Here is a 16,869-nt window from a genome sequence, read left to right as displayed (position 1 = left end):
GTTAAACAATTTGCAATAGAGCGTAAGATCTATTGCAAATTGCTAGGGCATATCTTGTGTATCCTGTTTAAAAACTACACTCTGATTTAATTCAGCAATAACTCGGCGCTCGTCAGGTCGGCCATATACTTCCAAGCCTTTCTCGGACTTGCGACCCAGCATTACTTTGACGGCTTCAGTTGATAGACCGAGCGTATTGTAACACCAGTCAGTAAATGTCTTACGACCTGCCTTCGTTGACAGATCAGGATGGAAGCCTAGCTCGCCGGCAATCAATTTTAACCAGTCATTCATCGTCTTATTGGCCTTGACTGGCAGTTTTTCCCAGCCACCATATCTCTCGACAATGGCTTCCACTTCTTTGAACTGGGGCACTCTGGCGGTTACTTCCGTTTTGATGCGATCCTTGATCAGCCAAGGCTTGCCATCAATACCCCGGCGTAGAGCGGTTTGGTACTGCTTAATAAAATCTTTAAGATCGCCATAGTGGAAGCCTGTCCGGCAATAGATTATGAACATATCGGCAGCTTGCTGCTTATGGGGGTTATCAAAGCGATGGTTTACCAGGCGTTCGAATTCTTCGTCCGTTAAGTAGATGGGGTCGTCGTATTTGGCGTTGGGGACCTTGAAGCCTTCCAGGTTGTTATGATCAGCTAGGTGGTTGGCCTTTGCCCACTTTGTCACTTGTTTGATGGTTTGACTATGTTTCCGGATGTAGCTGTCTTTGTGGCCAATTTTATCGCCGACTGGAATGAGCTTCATCCATTTGCGATACTTCTTCAGATAGGCCACGTCGAATTCTTCAACGACTAAATCCAAGGCTTTCTCCGAGATCAGAAAGTTAATCAGCTTTTTACGGCAATCGTCGTAGGCTTCCCAGGTATTCTCACTACATTCCGGATTCGTTTTAACGTCTTTTAAGAACAGATCAAAAGCGGTCAGCAATACCGTGGTTTCGCCAGCCCCTTGTTTAAATAGCCGCTTGATTTTACCGGCAGTGATAGGCGCTTTCTTCGTAAATAAATCGGTGAAGATGCTCATCAGCTGCAACTCTTGGGCAATCAGTTGTTCGTTTAAAAACTGTGACCTGGGGTTATGTTTTGTGATCCGTTGTGTGTCGGCATTCCAGTGATCTCGGTAGATGGTAATGCCTGTAGAGCCAATCTGGATACGCTGTCCCTTTACGGTGATGTTGCAATAGATCTGAGCTTTACCCGGCGTTTTGGAGTCGTGCAGCCAGTATTTAACTTCCATGCGGTTGATGTTCATTGCACCTCTTATGGTCTGGTTAGACAGTCATAACTAGGTGCATCATATGAAAAGGGAGGGGTGCCAACAGTGGATTTAAGTGCCAACAGGAGTGCCAACACTTTTCAAAATCAGAGGGATTTGGTCCTTAAACCGTTTGCTATCAGCAGAAAAAAGGCACAAAAAAAACCCGATAAAGTTATCTTATCGGGCACCAGGTCTCAATTTAAAGGTCCATGCAGAGAGCGAGGGTCAACGCGACCAATATTCTCCGCTCTCCACTAAGCAAATAAGCCGGATTTTGGGCAGGTCAAAAAACTGCGTTACCGTTCCGGTATCCTTTCGATTCTTCAAAGCCACGGATGCGCATCGCTTCGCGCATCTGACCGCTAACGCCTAAGGCCGAATGGGAGCCTGATTCGGGAATATTTTCGATACGCCTAATGCATCGCGAAAATCAACCGGAACAAATCGGTTGGCGGCTTTGCGTTCGGCGTAGGTCAATCCCAAAACAAGCTGTTGGCCCTGGGTGGACTCGTTAGCGGACTCAGTTTTTAATTCTTTCCCGAGCTGACTGGAAACAACATTCCTGAGTATGCTAACCGTATCTTCCAGTAATTCAACCTGACGCTTCAAACTGGCGTTCTCCATTTCAAGCCGCTCGGTACCCCGATCAGAAACCGGCGCGGGAACAGGTTCGGCCTCTATTTCGACAGTGCCGCCCTGACTGCTCGTTCCAGTCATTACGTACATCAGATCGAATTTTGCTTTGTATACCTGCCACAATTCCATAAGCGTATCGTACGAAGGCTTCGCTTTACCATCCCGTATATTATATAGGAACTGAGGGTGTTTATTAAGCCGCTTGGCAACTACCGAATACCCGCCCTGCTGTTCAACGAAACTCAGTAAACGTTGAGCCACGGGGCTAAGATCTTTCTTCTTAGTTTCTTCCATGCAATTTTTATTTTACAATACTTGTTTTAATTAAACCAAGATAGTAGTTTAGCGCGACGATAGATAAAACATCTGTTGCGCTTTACAATACAAGTATAGTAAATATATCATCATATACAACACCTATGGAAAATCTCATTTATTTAACGGAATTGCTGCCCAAAAGTGCCAACGTTAGTTCGGAGCTAGTGAAGCGTCTGAATGATAGCGGGTTGAAGCCCAAACGGAAATCATTTTACACCGATGATATTGTAAAAAATACATTGAGCGGTAAAACAATTGATTTAAATGTTAAGAAACATTTAATGCTTTGGGTGCTTGAAATGAACTCTACAGATGTAATTAAAGAGCGTTTGAGAGCCATTCGTAAAGAGCTTAAGATAATAGAAGAAGAGCTGATGCAACCATTGGAAGCCTAAAACTAGACGATTTTGGTATTTGTGTTAGCTATTGGGAGAAGTGGAGATTTTAAACAAACGTGTTAATTCTCCACTATTTTTTTACCAATACTTACAACAAGTATTGTATATTTAAATAAAATATTTTACGTTTGAAGCGTCATTCAACGGCGAACAAATAAAGCCTATAATGTAAACCTCTACATCCTATGTTCTCTGACCATCCCGTGACAGATTTTATTATCTGTGCTGCTTTACTGATCGTCTTTCTTGCCAACACTGCTTTTATCGTCGTCTTCACGGCGCGGCCAATTGCTGACTACTTCGTGTCGCTCTTCAACAAAAACCGCTTAAGCTGATGGAAACGACACACAAATTCCAATCAGCGGCCCGGCTGCTCGTCGCTGATTTATGGGAGTATTTGCCCGGTGAGACTAATCACGCGAACTGGCAGGATCTGTTCAAACGTGAACTGGCCCAACTCGCTCAGGACCACAGCTACAACCGGTATACTGGCTACAAACTGATTCGGTGGGTTCGCTGCCGGGCGCGTCGACTGTACGACATGTACTTCAAACAGGACTGGCATGAGCAAGCCTACCGGATTCATTTCATTGACAAGCTATCGTCGGCGATGCTGTCCGTTACACCCTACACGCCCGAAGAGGGACAACTACTCATTGGTTACAGCCGATTTACACACAACGCCTGGCTTCTCACTGACTTACTCCCGAACTGATATGTGCAGACCTGATCCAAACCCCGAAAACAGCGTCATGGCCTCGGTTGGCCTGCTGCTCGCTGGCCTTGTCTTTATGGCCATAATCATTATCGGCTCCCTGTGGCCGAATATCGTCGCCCTTTTTTACTAGTCGTTATGTCCACAACAAGCCGCAATACCGAGATCAAGAAGGGCTCAATGCACTCCTTCGACGCGGCTTTAGCTATAGAGATAGGAGTAGAGAAAGCTATCCTAGTCGGCAATATAAATTTCTGGATAACCGAAAATGAGAAACGCAAAAGCGACACTCACTTCCACAAAGGAGAATACTGGACTTATGACACCGCCAAAGGATTAGCCGAAAAATACCCCTACCTCAATGAAAAGTCTATTGCCCGCTGGATTGGTCAACTAACTGAATCAGGCTGGATAAAAACCGACCACTTTAACCGTCGTGACAATCTGGATAAAAAGACCTGGTTTGGCCGCGGAAAACATCTGTTGGATTGGTTGATTGAGTCGATTCCTCAAAATGAGAAATCGACTCAATCAACCGCAACATCAACAATTGCTGTCTCCATTCCTCAAAATGATACGTCGATTTCTCATTCTGATACGTCGATTCCTCAAAATGAGATTTCCATTCCTCAAAATGATACATCGATCCCTCAAAATGAGGAGTCCATTTCTCAAAATGAGGAATCTATATATAAGGATACAGATACTAAACTCAATATAAACTCAATACTAACCCATCACATTCTTTTTGTCGCTGATCGCGACAACGAACAAATCAGAAAGGAGATTCAGGAACGACTTAATCTCAAAATCAAAAAAGGGCTCACCCCCAATTCCGGCGCCCCCCCTCTCGAAGATCGAATCGAAACTTTCAAGCAGACCGTCAGAGAGTACTACAAGAAGAATCCCGGCAAGTATTCCGACGAAATGTACAAAGCCTTTATCGCCTACTGGACTGAGCACAACGAAAACGGCAAGCGGTTCCGACGAGAAAAAGAAGACACATGGAGTTTGCCGACTCGCTTAGCCTACTGGCACGAAAACAATCAAAAACGCCAATTCAAATCCAATGCAACAACTCAATCAGCTAATCGAAAAGAACTTACCAAACCTCGCATCGGAACCAGCTTCGGACAACTTTGAGGAGGTGGAGCTAACCGAAGCCGAAACGGTTGCTGCGTTGAAAGCGGCCCGCCACGCCAAAGCCAACCAGCTTCGGATTCAAAAGAACCGGGAAGAATACGAACAGAAGGTTCGCGAAGCCAACCAGCCGATTAAGATTGGCGCGAAGGAATTCTACGCTTGGATTCTCAAACAGGCACAGGACAAGTTTCGCGGCTTCGTAGTCGATGACCACAACAAAGACCTGCTTCGGATGCTGTCGATGTACTTCACCAGCGACCAGCGGTTTGAAACCGAATACGGCAAGGATCTTTCGAAGGGAATACTACTGGTCGGTACCCGCCCCGGTCAGGGTAAAACGTGGCTTATGAAGCTATTCCAGCAAAATCCCGTTTGCTCCTACCGGTGGGTAACCTGTCTGGACGTGGCTGCTGACTACCAGCGCCATCCCGATAGCGGTGGCGGTGTTGCCAGTCTGGATTACTACGCGGCCCAAGCGGGTCCGATGTACAGCAATGCGTTCCGGCATACAGCGGGTGGCTTCTGTTTCGATGATCTCGGTGTTGAGCAAATCGCTAAGAGCATGGGCAATGAATGCGATACAATGATGTCGATTCTACAAATGCGCTACAACAGCCTGCATCGCTACGATTTACCGCTCGGCTTCCGGACAACGCACATCACGACCAACCTAACCGCTGAACAGATCGAAGCCCGTTACGACTCCCGGATTCGGAGCCGGATGCGCGAAATGTTCAACCAGATCGAAATTCCAGAAACCACACCAGACCGACGCAAATAATGGCCTACGTAATGCCGATTAACCGCACCCCGCAAAAACAGTATGCAATTGGCATCGATCCGGATGTCAAAAAAAACGGGGTCGCTCTGTACTGCCGGATCGCCAAACGCATACTTGAATTATCGCTGAAAGATTTTGACGCAACGATTGCCTACATATCCGGATTCGATTTGGCAACTGTGACAGTCTACGTTGATGCGGGATGGCGAAACCGCAACCCTCAGTATCACGACGTAAAAATTCCTGATCGACTCAAAGAGCATCCCGAAGCCGCTGCCCGCTACCTGCTCGGCGTCAGTAACCGAATCGCCAATGACGTAGGCCGCAACGCGGCAACGGGTCAACTGATCTGCGAGCAGCTACGCAAAGCGGGCTATGAAGTAGTCGAAGTCAAGCCAACCTCGGCCAAATGGAAACCCGCTGACATGAAACAGTTCACGGGTATCGACACCAAAAACCAAGAAAAGATCGACGCGGCCCGGTTGTGCTTCGGTCGCTAATCAGCATCAATTAACTCCTAAACAATACAGTGATGAAACACGAAATCCAGCAAGTCGAAATCCGCTATCAGTTTACCCAGGATGAGCTAAATCTTATGGGTCCCGTTATTGCCCGTCTGTCTCAGGACTGGCAGGAAAAAGAAGACGAGAAGAAAGCGGTCATGAGTGATTTCAAGCATCAGATTGACGCCATCAAGCAGCAATTCAACGAGATGTGTAACCGGCTTAATAACCGTTTCGAGATGCGGGAAGTCCGGGCGCGCATGATCAAGAATTACAAAACCTACGAACGGGAATACTACAGTTTGGACACCTTTGATCTGGTTAAAACCGAGCCGTTTCGTCCGAGTGATTACCAGCGCGATATTGACGATACCGAAGAAATGCCGTTTGGTCAGGCTACCGATCCGACACCCGAAGCAGCCGGTACCGCCGAAACCAATCCTGCTCAGTACGCACACTTAATCCGGGAGCTGAATTTCTGGCGCGACAAAATGAAGGCGCTCGCCGACGTTGACGATCAGGACCACGCCATTGATCAAGGCGTTGAGATCAGCGCCAAAATCAAAGAACTGGAATCGGTGCTGAGCGCGATGGAGCCCGAAAGCCCGAATCCGGACGAGCAAACGGGCGCTGACGAGAATTCCGATACGGGCGAAAGTACCGACGAGTAATGGCTAAACCCAACCTGACCGGCGCTGACAAAGCCAATCTGATCGCTTACCTCAAAAGCATGTACAGCGTCGGTCAACTGCACCTGTGGCTGATTGTCCTCCAAGACTCAAAGCCCATCCCTGATATGAGCGAAACCGATAGGGCGATGCGCTTAGATGCGATTCGCGAAATACTCGGCAAACCGGGTTCGGTGCCCGCTGCAACTCCCAAACCAAAATCAAGAAACAAGTAATGGGTATCAACACTGCTATTTCCTGGACAGATATAACCTGGAACATTGCCCGGGGCTGTCATAAAGTTTACGATAAACACCCCACTACCGGCGAGAAAGTATCCGAATGTGAATTCTGCTACATGTACCGCGAATCATTGAACGGTACGCGGCATAATCCCGAACTGGTTTCTCAGACGTCCGTCAAATCGGGTGGCGCGTTCAATTTGCCGTTGCGCTTGAAAGAACCGGCCAAAGTATTCACCTCGTCATTGACGGATTTCTTTCACAAGGATATCGATTCGTTTCGGCTCGAAACGTTTGACATTATCCGCAAAACCCCGCATCTGACGTATCAGATTTTAACCAAACGCCCCGGTCGGATTCGGCTGGCGCTGGAGCTGGCCTACGAGCAGGCGATGAATCAGGGGAGCAACAACAGCGGTATGCTTAGCCTGGCTTACTGGCTTGGCGAATGGCTACGGGGTATACCGCCTGCGAACGTTTGGCTCGGTGTATCGGCAGGCTATCAGCACACCATCGACAAGCGGGTACCGATTCTGTTGTCTGTTCCGGCCAATGTTCACTTTGTTTCGATTGAACCGCTGCTTGAGAAAGTAGATATCTCCAAATACCTCGGCGCGGCAGACGGAGGTTTGGCCTGGGTTATCGTCGGCGGGGAATCGGGTAACGAAAACGGACAGTATCGCTACCGACCCTGTCAGATCGAATGGATTTTACAGGTCGTTGACGATTGCCACAAAGCGGGTACGTCGTGTTGGGTGAAACAGCTCGGGACCAGCTTACAGAAACAGTACGGTTTCAAAGCGCGTCATGCGACCGATCCGACCGAGTGGCCTGCCTATTTACAAGTTCAACAGTTTCCGCTATGAGCAATCAACTAGAACTTTTCGACCGGAAAACGGCGGTTCACGTTGTTGAATCGGAAGATTACTCGGACCTCCGTGTTTTGATCGGTTTGTCAGGTGGCATCAATTCAATGGCCTTGCTGTGCATGCTGGCGGCATTGCCAGACGAGAAAAAGCCCGCTGAACTGCATCTGTTTTACTCGCATATTGTCGAGCACTCACCTGATACCGAAGTGTTCGTTCATGCGGGTGTTGAGTACGCCAAACGGCACTTTGGGAATGTGCACTACGAACAGATCAATTACTCAGTGCTGGACTTCTTTCGGAGTATTCGACTTATACCGCATCCGACACGGGCGTTCTGCACAGAGAAGCTTAAAATAGAACCCATGTATTCGTATATGGTCGAACATCAGATTCAATTAGACTTAGTTGGCTACGTCCGGGAAGAAAAGAAGCGGGCTGATACTATGTACAGCAAAGACCCGAATCTGGCGTACTACAAAGGGTTTCCGATTCTGAATCTGAGTAACGACGATTGCTTTGCGATAGTTGAGCAGGAAATAGGCTGGTACCCGGCCATTTACAAGATTCTTGACGAAAAGGGGAAACGTCTCTTCTCACATAATAACTGCCTGCCCTACAAGAATATGCACATTGCTCAGTTGCGCCATGTGGAGAAGTACTATCCAGACTACTTCGCTAAAGCAGTCGAGCTGAGCAATGAACTCAATGCCTACTGGGGCCGTGATGCGGATAAATTTTACACCGAATTCGGCATTGAGCGCGACGAGTTGGGACACGACTCTAACCCTTGCGAAGTCTGTGCATTCTCCTAACTCCAACCCGTCAACCCGTGGTCCGCTGCGGGTTGACATAACTCAAAACACGTATGAAATTCCGTCCAATCCTGTTTTCTACATTGATGGTTCAAGCCTTGTTAGCCGGAACCAAAACCCAGACGCGCCGACTCGTAAAGCCTCAACCTGAAAGCGAAGCGAAGTTTTCTGCACTGATCGTAGATCAATCACACGCTCGGTTCTGGATAGATAATCGAACATTATCCGATCCGGCTGCCGATCCAATGATCGCCGATGTTAAGGTTCCTTATCAGATAGGTGATGTGCTATGGGTTCGCGAAACGTTTCTAGATGCTGAAGACTACGCTTGCTCTGATTACGACCCAGAGGATCCGGAGAGCGAACCTAGATTTTCTTACCGTGCTGACTGCCCGAAAGATCAATGGTCTGTCTACCACTGGAAACCATCGCTGTTCATGCCCGCCGAAGCAGCGCGTATATTCTTAAAAGTTACGAGTATTCGGGTTGAGCGGTTACAGGATATCAGCGAAGCGGATGCCATTGCTGAGGGGATAACCGTCGTAGATAAATTAAATGACGGTACGCATTATCATTACGAGGTTGCTGGGTCAGATATCTACAGCATATCCCCCGCAACGACCTATCAAAAGCTATGGGAAAAGATCAATGGCAATGGCTCATGGGACGAAAACCCGTTCGTTTGGGTGTACGAATTCGAGCGGATCGAGAAGCCTAACAATTTCCCAGATGTGGGAAAAATTGCCGAAAAGCGGGCGAAAACAGCGAAAATCGGGTCCAAAATTGCAAAAAACGTCAATTAATTGCACGAACATGAAAACCCTTATCCTTTCCTGGTTACTGCATCACGCCAACAAACAGCCCGAATACAAAGATCCGTTCTACGCAATCAAAAAGCGAATCTTGGATTACTACGGCAAACCAGCCGGCAACGATATCCAGATTATTCCCGGTAAGAAATGTTGGACCTGCGACGGTACCGGAATCTACACCGGCTATTACTGGCAGAGTGGCGAGAAGTGGTATGATACCTGCAACCGGTGTTGGCGCGGTTGGTACATCAGCCCAAAGTTTACGGTTCTGAACCGGGTCAAGTTTGGGCCGTACGTTTTCCATCAACCGTTCATGACCTACGATCACCCCGAAAGTATTCCTGTTCAGTACCGGGTAGACAAGGAAAATCAGATTCAAGGCTACAAAGATTTTGTGTCCTCTGCCTGGACAACCGAAGCGCACTTCTGGCTATTCTGGCTATTTGACAAAGCATCGTTCCGGCGACTGTGGCGAACGCGCCGGTTTTCTAATTCGCAAATGGGACTAATCATAACGGCGCATCGGCTAAAACGCTACTGCATCAATGAGTACCAGCGACGGCGTGAGCATCTTGATTTTGGGCAATTGCCCGAAGTGCCAAAGCCGAAGCCTGTTTATGTGGACGACGATTTGCCGTTCTAATCACAAAGCCGACTCCTTTCTAACGGGTCGGCTTTTTTATTCACTGTCTTACCTTTGTTGTACGTAAACAACAACCTGAATGGCAATCACCGAAGAACAGTTACTACAGCTTGGTTTTATGCCCGACCGAGGAAAGGAAGGTCGGTACAATTACCGAGGCTTTCACGGCTATCTGAGCGAGTCGGGTTTCTACTTTCATAGACTGTCACTCGGCATTGATAAACCCGGCGATCTCAAGTACATTCAGATGCTGATTGATTACCAGCACGAATCAACCGAAACGTTTTACCCAGGCGCTGCACAGGATAATTAGACCGTTCGCTTATATAATTACACATTTATGGGCTTAATCGCTTTATATACATCGCTGTATCCGTCAGCCATTAATAGGATTAGGCAATTATGGACTATAAGGGGTATACGATCAACACGAAGGAGGTTCTAGCTAAGGGCGTACCTAAAGAAGCCTATCAGATAATACACCCGCAAACGGCGCATGTATTAGGAACATACAAAAGCGTAGCCAACGCAAAGAAGGCCATTGATATAAACGGAGAACGTTGGCTTAAGCTTAAATAAAGAAACGCCCGATCAATACGACCGGGCGTTTTCTGTATTACTCCTAAACCCAATTAATCACCTGAGTAATCAATAAAACCAAGATTGATCGACGCAATACTACGGCTTCGCTTGAATACACCAATTCCGTTTCGGCTCCCGTCTGTATTTGTGTTGCCCTCTATCGTTACAATCCGTTTTCCGTCAATCGCCAGAACAAACCCCGTGTGTCCGGCTCCCTTCCCAAAGTCCATCACAAACAGTAAACCTGGCTTCAGTAACTTCGGATTTTTGGCTACCTGAGCCGCCGTGTAGCGTTTGGCTCCCTTGCTTTCGCATTTCCGCCAATGATCCCAACAGCCGCCCGTCTTCACCAGTGGGTTATCAATACCAAGCTCTTTTGCGGCCTGCAAAAAACACCAGTGAACAAAAGCTGCGCACCAGCTCGCCGGCCCGTAAATACCGACCGACTGCAAATACAAATCAACTTGCGGCCCCCGGTTGCTGTTTAGTGGCTTCTCGGTGACGCCAACCTGCGAAGCAGCAACAGCGAGTGCCTTATTAATAAGTTCAGTGCTCATACAAATTACGGTCTATAGCGCCGGATATCGTTCAGCATCCGGTTGGCTTCTTTGAACTGCTTTTTACTTTTTGCGCGAAACAAACCCCGCTCGTCGATCCGGTCCTGTATATACAGTTGGGCGTTGCTGATTCCTTTGTCCTGTTTATTAAGAATCTCTTCCAGGCCGGACATTTGCTGCTGCGTCTGCCGGAGCGCAATCCCCATTTTTTGAACCTCTTCGCGGGTATCACTCAGCACTTTTCCCTGCACAGCAACAGCCGCCGTGAAGCCCGAATCTTTACGGACAACGGACGACGTGTCGGCGTATCGCTCCCGGCTCAGAAATCCGTTTTCGATGAGTCCACGAAGCGCCATAATATCCTGACTAGGCCGGTTCATCATGGCGACCATAAGCGCCGTTTGGTTGTCGCGATCCGCCCGGTTATGCTCGTCGCGCTGCGCCTGTTCAGCGGCTTTGGCGTTTTGTTCTTTCAAAGCAGATACATCTTTCTCGCTGGACAATGCCCGGTTGAGAAGTAGCAGACTGTCCAACTTTTTCTCGTAACGTAGCTCGGACGCGGCTTTCGCTGCATCCTGCTTTCCCGAACAGTTCTGAACACCCCACACCGATACACCAACCAGTAGAACCAGTAGTACAATAGTTAGTATGTTTGCGGGGATGTTCATGTTAGTAGTGAGTTGACGTATCGGATTGAACGCGCGTCGTATCGGTTGAATGCTCCATTTGCAACTGCTGACGCTTGATATCCGAGCAGCTACCAACAGTCCATAGTAAGGCTGCGATTAGAAAAGCCCCGCCCGACACTTTTAGTACGCCCGGTTTGATGGTTTTGGCCGCTACCAGATAGAAAACAATAGCGATAACCATTACGCCGACGCCGGTAAAGGCAATAGCTGCCGCATGTTCATATACGCTTGGATTCCGGAAACTAGCGCCAAATGCGCCGATAAAAGCAACGGATAGGGCGAGTAGCCCGTACCGAACATACCACGGCGTTGCGTGGTCTAGGTCATACATAATAGCCAGCAAGCCAATGGCTGCGGCAAGGCATATAAACTGCGCGATGACAATCCACATAGCTAGTCTGTTTTTTTAAAGAAGTTGATTACTGATTTAATAAGCCCTGCTAAGGCTTCGAGACTGCCGCCCTCTTCGATGCGTTCCCCATTCTTGGCCAGACCAACCAGCCAGCTATTACCCAGATAGCCAAATACGCCCGCCGTGGCTCCTAGCACTTTGGCGGGTAGCTCTAATCCAAACAAGCCAAGGCCAAATTCGAACAGGTACAACAGACAGAGCACAACGAAAAACGGGGTAAACGACAAGGTTAATCCATCCAGTATAGGTACCTTTTCGGGCTTTCCGGCCCGAATGTTGACGGCGATAAACAGCACGGCAATAATGAACGTATCCCGCCCCAGAAAGTCAATTAGTTTATCCATTTGGACAGGTTGAGTATGTTACGGTGTACTTCGTTACGGTGGGTACGGAATTAGCGTTTGCGGGCGTACAAGGTGCCGCCCCATCCGGTCGCTACGCCGGAAAGCTCTGCGCCATCAACCGGCGATTTCCAGCGAACAGTCGTTTGTCCGTCGCGGCTTTGATTCGGATAATAGATGTAGTACAACTCCCAGCCTGTCGACGGGCTATCGACACCCGTTACCAGTGGGGCATTAGCCCGAAGTAGTACACTCGGATCGCCAGTTACGTACTGGCCGCTCGGCGTCAAAACGGGTATATCGCCAATATGTTGCCGCTTGTCGGCGGTGAATACAGTTTCGTTGTACTGGTTAATCTCCGACAATGCCGATTGCTCCGCTTCCCGGCTGACAGAATGCACACTACCGTTCAAGTTCTCGCCGTACATACCATCAGGATTCAAACGCGAGCAGCATCCGTTACCCCAGGTAAACTTGCCGTCGTAGTGCATCCGGGACAGGAAAACCAGATTGGTTTGCACTTCGGGGTGCAGGGGTATTTTGGTTGGTGAGTTCGCTGTATTTCCGTCATAGAGTGTCCACGGTACCCAGGCTCCCTGCGCGGCCTTCCAGGGTTCGCCTGGCCAATCGGGAACAATGATCTGATGCTCGTAAATGTGCTCGTTTTGCCAGTACTCTTTGTAGTCGGACCAGCCTTTCTTTGCAGCAATGGTCTTATCGAGCAAAATATGGTACGCCATATCGTAGGGACGCGTCAGGTTTGGCCGCATCTTGGAATGCCACTTGCGAATGTCTTTCTGCTCGGCGGGCGCATCTTTTGTGACGGCGAAGTAGTCCTGAAAGTCTTTGTAACTCATAAAGACATTCCATTCGTAGTTATAGCAGTTCCGGCGCATCTGCATCGCGTTGAGATTGCCCGATACGTAAAAGCTCTGCCCATTGTTGAGCGATATCGTACCCGCATTGGCCTCCTCGTTGGCGTAAGGGAATAAGCCGTGGTCGTTTACATCCCTGGTCAGTAGCTCGGTTGCCGATACAGGTTCGTTCCAGTTGGCTAAATCGTGGTAGCGTGACAGGCCCCAGAAATCCCCATAAAAGGCTTTCATCCCGTTGTTATTGCGATTGAGATACAGAACCGACAAGGCAATGATATTGCGAAACTTCTGATGCTGAGCTGATACAATCGCTTCAATACCACCCCGGTTATAGGTTTCTTGCAGGCTCTCCGTTTGATTAATTGCGTAGTTGAAGTAGCGTACATTTCGCTGATCCCCGTTTAACTTTTCCCAGTCTGAGGGCAAAAACCAGTTGTATTCAATGTTAAAATGTGCCTCTTTGACCGTGGCAACGCCGTCAATCAGGCCGTTTTCGGGTACGCTGTTCCAACCGGCTAGTCGGAGAATACAGTCGTTACCGATCTTGGTTAAGTCTGTGACAACTGCCAAATATGCGTTTTGATGATATGGGCCCCAATAGTTACCGGTGTATTCGTAAAACAGGTTATCGGTACTTTTCGGTAACCCGTACGGGCGATCATCCCGGCAGTAGAACCAACAGGCATTGAACCAGTTTTGGCCCCGCTTCCGAAGTTCGTCGGGCGTTTCGATAATGCCGCCGTTGCCACCCGTCACAATCTCGGTTTGCTTCATTTTCCAGCCGTCGCGGTATTCGGGTGATAGCGGAGCTTGCATCCGATTGATCCGGTTGGGCGAACTGGAGAAATTAAAAGCAACCGGGTAGCGCTGCGCCAAACCCGATACAGGAATCGGTGGAATAGTTGGTACACCCGTCGATTGCTTATCGTCTGGAATTGGCGTATCAATAATCGGAACGTCTTTCGCTGAAAAGCTGAGCGAGAAACTTGTTTGGACAATGCGGGTGCCGTCTGACGCGGTAACGGTAACCGTTCGCTTGTCGGCTTTGGTTGGCGTTCCCGATATCGTACGAGTCTTGGAATCATACCGCAAACCAGCGGGCAAATCCGATACATCAACGCCCGTTACATTGCCGGAGAAGGTACCTACGGGAATAACAAAGCTGAACGGTTCGCCGACGCGGGCTGACTGGCCGCTGATGACCTGGGCAACCGATAAGCTGTTTTTGTCGGGAACAACAACCGGCGAAGGGGTTGGCTTGTCAGCTGGAGCGGGAACGACGTAGCTAAACTTCGTAGGTGTCGGATCGCCTGGTACGGCAATCTCAAAGCTGATTCTTGTGCCAGCGGGCAGACTATCCGATTGTGATCGAAATGACAGAGTGGGCCTTACCGTAGCTGCCGACAAAGCGAGCAGTACGGGGAGTACGGCCAATAGTTTTTTCATGATGTGAATAGAAAAACCCCGATTCTGTGAACCGGAATCGGGGTTTGGACGGATTCGCTACTCCTGATGCTTAGGAAGCCTGAACGAGCTTGGCGCGGAAAATACCGGTGTGGGTTTCCCATCCGCCGTAGTTTTTGTGGTAGCCAGCCGGACGGGTGAATACGCCGAAGTGCATAGATGGCGTGATCGTAAAACGTGGGTAGGCCGTATCCTCTTCCCGAACCCGCATATCGATATCCATCTGGAAGGTTTCGGCATTCGTCTGGGCAATATTGAATGAAGCCGTTCCGTAGGTTGTGTTCGCTACTTTATTGCCAGGAATTACACCCCCTTGATCATAGAGTCTATGCTCTAGAATCGTTTCCATGCAGGCCGCGCCTGGATCGATAATCAAGATTTCGTCCGGCCCCAAGATGGTATCCGCATCCTCATCGAAATAGCCTTCGATATCCAGTTCAGCGAATGCCGCTGCATAATCGTAACCTAAATCAGCCGCCGTTGCTATGCCCTTACGACGTAGCCATTTAGCGAATTTCTTTGCACCAATAACGATAGGCTTACCTTCGAAATGGTGAGTTTGCTTCAACTCAGCGAAGAAATCAAACGGATCAAGACTCAGCGAGCCGTCAGATTTAAAGGCTGTGATTGGTTGAACTGCCATGTTTGCGGGGGAAGTCGAGCCGATCATCAGGTTTCCGCCTGCGCCAGCTAACATAGCCGTACCAACCGCAGTGTTTACGCTCGCTAGTACCGCATCAGTTCGACGAAGAATCTGATCACCCATATCTGAGAGCATCTTAAAATCACTCAGGCTTACCGCAAACTGGTTTGCATTTGCCCGCTTCAGATACTCTTCGGTTTCCTTGGCCAGACGGATAATGTCTGTCGTTTCGTAAGTTAAGGGCAATTCGCGGTGAACGTTAAACGGCACATCAATGGACTGATCTTCAACCGGACCTGCGCCTGTAGTAACAGTACGCTCGGTTAATGGTGTCGCATTAATCTGCGGGCGATAGTTGAGCTTTACGACTGCTTTAGGCTTGCCGTTTTCTTTTACCGACGAATAACGCCCATCAGCGCGGGCCGTTTGTGGGTTTAGCTCAGCAATCAGAGCGGCCAATTGTGGTGACCGGGCTGCCTGCAAAAAGCCGTAGTTTTTAAACCGCTTACCGTTGGCCAATGTCAGAGCCAAAGCAACCGGCGCAATTCCTGCAATTCCTAAGTTCATTGTAGTTGTTGTTAGTTAGTCCCGGTAGCCGACCGGTACGGACTTTTACTATCTAATTTTAGCTTGCTTTCGACTGTTCAGTCGCCTGCTGAATCGTCTTCAAGATGCCAGAGCCAATTTGCGCCGGCTTACCATCATTGCCACCCGCTGTTGTAATGGTTGTCGATCCTGCGGGTTCTGACTTTTTGATGTATTCATTCTCCGTCAGCGTTTTGGTCAGCATCGAATCAACCGTAGCGGGTTTATTGTCAATAAAAAGTTGAGCCGTTGGGTCCGCTTTCTGCATGACATTGCCCGTTTTGAAGTCCAGTACTCCGCCTGCCGCTTCAATTGTTTCCTGTAAATCCGTGATAACCCGCTTACCCTCTTTTGCTTTAGCGTAATCGGTTACGTCGGCACGGGCGATTACTTTGTTAGCCAGCGAGTTGAAGTACAGCTTCTGGTCATACTCCGAACGGACGGCATTTACAGCGACTTCGTTATCTGTCTTCAGCTTTTCGATTGTGCCGTTTAGATCCAGAATCGTTTTGTTTAATTCTGCCTGATCGCCGGGTTTCGATGACGCTTCCAGTTCGTCATACTTAGCCAGTAGTCGAGTTAGCTTTTTGATGGTTGGCTTTTCGTCTTTCTTCAGTGCTTCGATTTCCTCGGCGGTAAAGATTTTAGATAATTTGGCTTCCAACTGAGCATCAACGCCGTTCAGCGCCTGAGCGACAAGTTTCTTTTTAATCGTTGGCCGGGATTCGGCCTCCAATTCAGTAATCAGATTGGTTTTAATTGGATTGGCAACCGTTTCATCGTCTACGTCAAAATCAGGAATGGCGTCGATTACGGCCTTCAATTTTGCATCCGTTTCGGCAATGCCTGCACGGGTAGCCAGTGTTGTAAATAGGTCTTTAAGTTTCATTCGCTTTGCCCGAGGGC

21 protein-coding genes are annotated in these 16,869 nt (G+C 48.7%); 12 read left to right on the top strand and 9 right to left on the bottom strand.

What is annotated here, in order from left to right; genetic code table 11:
- Nucleotides 1–42 precede the first annotated feature (42 nt).
- Together LQ777_RS10460 and LQ777_RS10455 are read right to left on the bottom strand one after the other, a co-directional pair.
- Nucleotides 43–1,269: a phage integrase SAM-like domain-containing protein gene (locus LQ777_RS10460; protein ID WP_232562463.1), complete on the bottom strand. Its 1,227-nt coding sequence runs from the start codon at nt 1,267–1,269 to the stop codon at nt 43–45.
- Nucleotides 1,270–1,644: 375 nt separating this feature from the next.
- Nucleotides 1,645–2,205: a hypothetical protein gene (locus tag LQ777_RS10455; RefSeq protein WP_232562462.1), complete on the bottom strand. Its 561-nt coding sequence runs from the start codon at nt 2,203–2,205 to the stop codon at nt 1,645–1,647.
- A gap of 125 nt (nt 2,206–2,330) precedes the next feature.
- Here LQ777_RS10455 and LQ777_RS10450 point away from each other — a divergent pair, with 125 nt between their 5' ends.
- The 12 genes from LQ777_RS10450 to LQ777_RS10395 all read left to right on the top strand — a co-directional run bounded on the left by LQ777_RS10450 (nt 2,331) and on the right by LQ777_RS10395 (nt 10,128).
- Nucleotides 2,331–2,624, top strand: a complete 294-nt coding sequence (locus LQ777_RS10450; protein WP_232562461.1) for a hypothetical protein — start codon at nt 2,331–2,333, stop codon at nt 2,622–2,624.
- Between the two features lie 337 nt (nt 2,625–2,961).
- On the top strand, nt 2,962–3,342 hold the full coding sequence (locus LQ777_RS10445; protein ID WP_232562460.1) for a hypothetical protein: 381 nt from the start codon (nt 2,962–2,964) through the stop codon (nt 3,340–3,342).
- Between the two features lie 138 nt (nt 3,343–3,480).
- The gene (locus LQ777_RS10440; protein ID WP_232562459.1) at nt 3,481–4,485 is read left to right on the top strand and encodes a hypothetical protein; all 1,005 of its coding nucleotides are present in this window, start codon (nt 3,481–3,483) and stop codon (nt 4,483–4,485) included.
- Entirely contained in the window at nt 4,412–5,266 is an 855-nt protein-coding gene (locus LQ777_RS10435) for a P-loop NTPase family protein (protein ID WP_232562458.1), read from the top strand. Before LQ777_RS10440 ends, LQ777_RS10435 begins: the two co-directional genes overlap by 74 nt.
- Nucleotides 5,266–5,766 carry a hypothetical protein gene (locus tag LQ777_RS10430; RefSeq protein WP_232562457.1) on the top strand — a complete coding sequence of 167 codons (501 nt, stop codon included), beginning with the start codon at nt 5,266–5,268 and terminating at the stop codon, nt 5,764–5,766. Before LQ777_RS10435 ends, LQ777_RS10430 begins: the two co-directional genes overlap by 1 nt.
- A 32-nt stretch (nt 5,767–5,798) precedes the next feature.
- Nucleotides 5,799–6,440 carry a hypothetical protein gene (locus tag LQ777_RS10425; protein ID WP_232562456.1) on the top strand — a complete coding sequence of 214 codons (642 nt, stop codon included), beginning with the start codon at nt 5,799–5,801 and terminating at the stop codon, nt 6,438–6,440.
- Entirely contained in the window at nt 6,440–6,673 is a 234-nt protein-coding gene (locus tag LQ777_RS10420) for a hypothetical protein (protein WP_232562455.1), read from the top strand. Before LQ777_RS10425 ends, LQ777_RS10420 begins: the two co-directional genes overlap by 1 nt.
- Nucleotides 6,673–7,545: a DUF5131 family protein gene (locus LQ777_RS10415; RefSeq protein ID WP_232562454.1), complete on the top strand. Its 873-nt coding sequence runs from the start codon at nt 6,673–6,675 to the stop codon at nt 7,543–7,545. Before LQ777_RS10420 ends, LQ777_RS10415 begins: the two co-directional genes overlap by 1 nt.
- On the top strand, nt 7,542–8,360 hold the full coding sequence (locus LQ777_RS10410) for an adenine nucleotide alpha hydrolase family protein (RefSeq protein WP_232562453.1): 819 nt from the start codon (nt 7,542–7,544) through the stop codon (nt 8,358–8,360). Before LQ777_RS10415 ends, LQ777_RS10410 begins: the two co-directional genes overlap by 4 nt.
- Nucleotides 8,361–8,413: 53 nt before the next feature.
- On the top strand, nt 8,414–9,163 hold the full coding sequence (locus LQ777_RS10405) for an ASCH domain-containing protein (protein ID WP_232562452.1): 750 nt from the start codon (nt 8,414–8,416) through the stop codon (nt 9,161–9,163).
- A 10-nt stretch (nt 9,164–9,173) separates the two neighbouring features.
- Nucleotides 9,174–9,815 carry a hypothetical protein gene (locus LQ777_RS10400; RefSeq protein WP_232562451.1) on the top strand — a complete coding sequence of 214 codons (642 nt, stop codon included), beginning with the start codon at nt 9,174–9,176 and terminating at the stop codon, nt 9,813–9,815.
- Nucleotides 9,816–9,894: 79 nt separating this feature from the next.
- A complete protein-coding gene (locus LQ777_RS10395; RefSeq protein WP_232562450.1) occupies nt 9,895–10,128 on the top strand; it encodes a hypothetical protein in 234 nt (77 codons plus the stop codon).
- Between the two features lie 319 nt (nt 10,129–10,447).
- On the opposite strand, the gene LQ777_RS10390 is transcribed toward LQ777_RS10395, so the two are convergent.
- From LQ777_RS10390 to LQ777_RS10360, 7 genes are all read right to left on the bottom strand, one after another.
- Entirely contained in the window at nt 10,448–10,954 is a 507-nt protein-coding gene (locus LQ777_RS10390) for a CHAP domain-containing protein (protein WP_232562449.1), read from the bottom strand.
- Between the two features lie 5 nt (nt 10,955–10,959).
- Complete coding sequence (locus LQ777_RS10385) at nt 10,960–11,622, bottom strand: hypothetical protein (protein ID WP_232562448.1); 663 nt, start codon at nt 11,620–11,622, stop codon at nt 10,960–10,962.
- 1 nt (nt 11,623) lies between these two features.
- Nucleotides 11,624–12,034: a hypothetical protein gene (locus LQ777_RS10380; protein WP_232562447.1), complete on the bottom strand. Its 411-nt coding sequence runs from the start codon at nt 12,032–12,034 to the stop codon at nt 11,624–11,626.
- 2 nt (nt 12,035–12,036) lie between these two features.
- Entirely contained in the window at nt 12,037–12,399 is a 363-nt protein-coding gene (locus LQ777_RS10375) for a hypothetical protein (protein WP_232562446.1), read from the bottom strand.
- Between the two features lie 50 nt (nt 12,400–12,449).
- On the bottom strand, nt 12,450–14,717 hold the full coding sequence (locus tag LQ777_RS10370; protein ID WP_232562445.1) for a putative Ig domain-containing protein: 2,268 nt from the start codon (nt 14,715–14,717) through the stop codon (nt 12,450–12,452).
- A gap of 70 nt (nt 14,718–14,787) precedes the next feature.
- Nucleotides 14,788–15,945: a hypothetical protein gene (locus LQ777_RS10365; RefSeq protein WP_232562444.1), complete on the bottom strand. Its 1,158-nt coding sequence runs from the start codon at nt 15,943–15,945 to the stop codon at nt 14,788–14,790.
- A gap of 58 nt (nt 15,946–16,003) precedes the next feature.
- Nucleotides 16,004–16,852 carry a hypothetical protein gene (locus tag LQ777_RS10360; RefSeq protein ID WP_232562443.1) on the bottom strand — a complete coding sequence of 283 codons (849 nt, stop codon included), beginning with the start codon at nt 16,850–16,852 and terminating at the stop codon, nt 16,004–16,006.
- Between the last annotated feature and the right edge of the window lie 17 nt (nt 16,853–16,869).

This window comes from Spirosoma oryzicola (assembly GCF_021233055.1).
Taxonomy (GTDB): Bacteria; Bacteroidota; Bacteroidia; order Cytophagales; family Spirosomataceae; genus Spirosoma; species Spirosoma oryzicola.
The sequence above is the reverse complement of the archived record's forward strand: the minus strand, read 5'-3'. Positions and strand labels throughout refer to the sequence as shown.

Coding starts and splice junctions, on each gene's coding strand:
- LQ777_RS10460 (WP_232562463.1), bottom strand. CDS start 1,269: ATGAACATCAACCGCATGGAAGTTAAATACTGGCTGCACGACTCCAAA.
- LQ777_RS10455 (WP_232562462.1), bottom strand. CDS start 2,205: ATGGAAGAAACTAAGAAGAAAGATCTTAGCCCCGTGGCTCAACGTTTA.
- LQ777_RS10450 (WP_232562461.1), top strand. CDS start 2,331: ATGGAAAATCTCATTTATTTAACGGAATTGCTGCCCAAAAGTGCCAAC.
- LQ777_RS10445 (WP_232562460.1), top strand. CDS start 2,962: ATGGAAACGACACACAAATTCCAATCAGCGGCCCGGCTGCTCGTCGCT.
- LQ777_RS10440 (WP_232562459.1), top strand. CDS start 3,481: ATGTCCACAACAAGCCGCAATACCGAGATCAAGAAGGGCTCAATGCAC.
- LQ777_RS10435 (WP_232562458.1), top strand. CDS start 4,412: ATGCAACAACTCAATCAGCTAATCGAAAAGAACTTACCAAACCTCGCA.
- LQ777_RS10430 (WP_232562457.1), top strand. CDS start 5,266: ATGGCCTACGTAATGCCGATTAACCGCACCCCGCAAAAACAGTATGCA.
- LQ777_RS10425 (WP_232562456.1), top strand. CDS start 5,799: ATGAAACACGAAATCCAGCAAGTCGAAATCCGCTATCAGTTTACCCAG.
- LQ777_RS10420 (WP_232562455.1), top strand. CDS start 6,440: ATGGCTAAACCCAACCTGACCGGCGCTGACAAAGCCAATCTGATCGCT.
- LQ777_RS10415 (WP_232562454.1), top strand. CDS start 6,673: ATGGGTATCAACACTGCTATTTCCTGGACAGATATAACCTGGAACATT.
- LQ777_RS10410 (WP_232562453.1), top strand. CDS start 7,542: ATGAGCAATCAACTAGAACTTTTCGACCGGAAAACGGCGGTTCACGTT.
- LQ777_RS10405 (WP_232562452.1), top strand. CDS start 8,414: ATGAAATTCCGTCCAATCCTGTTTTCTACATTGATGGTTCAAGCCTTG.
- LQ777_RS10400 (WP_232562451.1), top strand. CDS start 9,174: ATGAAAACCCTTATCCTTTCCTGGTTACTGCATCACGCCAACAAACAG.
- LQ777_RS10395 (WP_232562450.1), top strand. CDS start 9,895: ATGGCAATCACCGAAGAACAGTTACTACAGCTTGGTTTTATGCCCGAC.
- LQ777_RS10390 (WP_232562449.1), bottom strand. CDS start 10,954: ATGAGCACTGAACTTATTAATAAGGCACTCGCTGTTGCTGCTTCGCAG.
- LQ777_RS10385 (WP_232562448.1), bottom strand. CDS start 11,622: ATGAACATCCCCGCAAACATACTAACTATTGTACTACTGGTTCTACTG.
- LQ777_RS10380 (WP_232562447.1), bottom strand. CDS start 12,034: ATGTGGATTGTCATCGCGCAGTTTATATGCCTTGCCGCAGCCATTGGC.
- LQ777_RS10375 (WP_232562446.1), bottom strand. CDS start 12,399: ATGGATAAACTAATTGACTTTCTGGGGCGGGATACGTTCATTATTGCC.
- LQ777_RS10370 (WP_232562445.1), bottom strand. CDS start 14,717: ATGAAAAAACTATTGGCCGTACTCCCCGTACTGCTCGCTTTGTCGGCA.
- LQ777_RS10365 (WP_232562444.1), bottom strand. CDS start 15,945: ATGAACTTAGGAATTGCAGGAATTGCGCCGGTTGCTTTGGCTCTGACA.
- LQ777_RS10360 (WP_232562443.1), bottom strand. CDS start 16,852: ATGAAACTTAAAGACCTATTTACAACACTGGCTACCCGTGCAGGCATT.